Here is a 2,856-nt window from a genome sequence, read left to right as displayed (position 1 = left end):
TTCCAAATCGGGTCTGTTCGATCAGGTTGTCATTCCAGATGTAATTCAATATCGGTTTGGAACGTTGAAGCCACAATTTACATTTTTCAAAGACGGAAAAAACTACAACAAGGATCGTGAGCACACTTCGGCTTTAGATAAGCTTGCCGAGTCCATGTTTTCGTTTAAGCAATATGTAAATCGAATTATGCTGGAGGATACAGATCGAAAGATTCGAAAACACCAATTTGAGAATGTATATCAGTACTTTCAAAATTTCGACCTGGATACAGTGTATGTGGATCAAACCATCAATGCGTTAAAGACAACTTATGATACGTTCCTGCAAAGAAATAAAGAGCTAGCGAAAGAGAAGCAAAGCCTGAATCCATTCGCATCAGACGAGAAGCAGAAGCGATTGCGAAAAGAAGTGGATGCCAAATTTGCGGAGCTATATCGGGAAACGAAGGCAGTATCGGAAAGCATATGCGATTGTCCTTCTCTACTTGCTACGGCTGCTGTGCGGAAGACTTACGTGGACTCCAAAGCGAAAAATTCGAATGAAAATTATTCCTTTTGTTGGGTGGTTGCCAGTGAAGGAATGCTGCAAAATGTACAGCTTCATTATGAGAACAAAGATAAAGTATATATCCAGCAGGCAAAAGAGAGCGATGAACATACCCTTGAGTGGCTGGGCCATAACTATACCACGGTAATGAAACGAGAAGCTTACACATTGCAATGGCCTGAAGGCAAAGATATGAGTATCCCTGATAAGTACCTCAAACGACAGGATGCGAAGCTCGATGATCTCATTGACTATAAAATTTCCTTGGTAAGCAGCGAAAAGAAAGCATGGAATCCCAAAGAAGTAGCTGAGAAAATAGTGGGGCAGACGTATACCGTGTTCAATGACCGAGACTGGCTTGGCGTGACTGAAGGATTGAGTATTGCTCGCAAAGCAGGAGATTCCATCCTCAATTGCTATATGCACAAGTCTATAACGATTAAACATATTATTAAGACAACGAAAGCTTCCATCACTTGTCTAGCAGACTTCCGAGCTTAACTATGCGGCTTGTCAGCCGGTAGAGAGGGATGTGGGAGGAATTTACCTTTCACATTCCAATCATTAATATATGTGGAGGTCAGATATGGATAGCCATACCATTGTCATTACCCAGTCTCGGATGGCTGGATGGTTGATGTTTAATCGATTTCATAAAATGGATGAAAAAGTAGATCTAAAGGATTCGAATCGGAAAGTATTTATATTCAAAGATTCGCCTCCGTTAAGGAAAGCCATGGAACAATATAACGAATTTAAACAGGTAGTCGATAATATCTATTAATAAGGGGGATCATAACAATATGACAATAGCTTTGCAAAAACACGATGATAAACACAAATATTATACCGACCAATTCACCATTAACGGAAAACGGGTGGATGTACGAAAAAATAGCAATGGCAAACAAGTAGAGGCTTGGATAGATGGTATGTGGAAGCCGATTACCAAGGAAGATGTAGATAAGCAGTATCGGATACAGTTTGAATATTCTCCATATGAATTGGAGTTTTCGTATAATGGTGGTAAAACGTGGTGGACATACACGGATGAAAAATATATGACTGATTCGGAACGAGCGTATTTCAAGAAGGAGATCGCGTTTTTTGAGAATTGGGAACTTGAACAACGTATTGAAGAGGAAGAACGGAAAGCGAATGATCCTGAATATCAAGAGTGGATTGCCCAACAATATATAGAATGGTTAGCTCATGAGGAAGAATATCACCGGAGTCAAAGCAATTCTAAGCTTACATCTCATGTGGATATTGCAGATGTGTTCAAACACGATGATGAGTCAGCAGGAGAGAATTCCCCCAAATCAATTGAGCCTAATTATATGAAATATTTTGAGATTCACGGAACGCATAAGAAGTTTCAGCCTATCTGGTATGGCAAAGATATTTTAGATCAGCATATGAAATGTTTTTCTGATGGTACGTTTTTGTATCGGTATGATCAGGGTGTATATGTCAATGATGGTGAGCGTCACCTGGAGCAATTATCCGTTACCCTGCTGGACAATGAATTTCGCCATAGTCGGATTAAGGAAGCACGTTATTACATAGAGGCCCAAAGTTATATTGCAGGAACCCAAATGAATATGTTGGACGACTATATTAATGTTAAAAACGGTTTGTTGAATTGGAAAACGGGAGAGTTAAGGGAGCATACGCCTGATAGACGGAGCACCATTCAATTTCCTGTTCTATATGATCCTACGGCCAATGATCCTGCTATGCTTCAGTTTATCGAATCTGTGCTTGAACAGGATACGCATGCAACTTTATTTGAAATGATTGGCTATTTCCTGATTCCCACCTTGGAGTATGAGAAGATATTTTTATTCACAGGTACGGGAAGCAACGGGAAATCGGTATTGATTAAGACGATTGAAGCCATGATAGGCAAGGCGAATATATCGAAAGTTAAAATTCAGGATTTAGAAGGAGACAGATCACGGTTTAAGATTGCTGAGTTGTATGGAAAAGTGCTGAATTGCTTTACAGATATCCCTGCGGATGCATTGAACTCTACAGGGAACCTCAAGGTGCTTGCCAGTGGTGAAGGATTAAACGCAGAGAAAAAGGGAAAAGATCCCTTTAACTTTGAGCCGTTTTGTAAATTGTTGTTTAGTGCGAATGAATTGCCGAAGAGTAGTGACCATAGTGATGGATTTTTTAGAAGGCTGACGGTGTTTCCTTTTACTCGAAAATTTACGGATCAACAAAAGGACACGAAGTTAATTCATAAATTGACGACTCCATCCGCTTTATCAACACTATTAAATTATGCGCTTGAGGGCTTA

General features: G+C 39.9%; 2 protein-coding genes and 1 pseudogene. All 3 read left to right on the top strand.

Going from position 1 to position 2,856, the window contains the following annotated elements; genetic code table 11:
• A pseudogene (locus ACIFQM_RS25020) lies at window positions 1-1,048 on the top strand (hypothetical protein); the annotation flags it as partial.
• Between the two features lie 70 nt (window positions 1,049-1,118).
• On the top strand, window positions 1,119-1,331 hold the full coding sequence (locus ACIFQM_RS25015) for a DUF5659 domain-containing protein (RefSeq protein WP_430066424.1): 213 nt from the start codon (window positions 1,119-1,121) through the stop codon (window positions 1,329-1,331).
• A 19-nt stretch (window positions 1,332-1,350) separates the two neighbouring features.
• The coding region (locus tag ACIFQM_RS25010; protein WP_430066422.1) for a DNA primase family protein at window positions 1,351-2,856 on the top strand (1,506 nt) is incomplete at its 3' end.

The sequence above is a fragment of the Paenibacillus sp. NRS-1782 genome (assembly GCF_050467685.1).
GTDB classification, from domain to species: Bacteria; Bacillota; Bacilli; order Paenibacillales; family Paenibacillaceae; genus Paenibacillus; species Paenibacillus terrae_A.
Note: the sequence above shows the minus strand (reverse complement) of the source record. Positions and strands in the feature narration are given on the sequence as shown.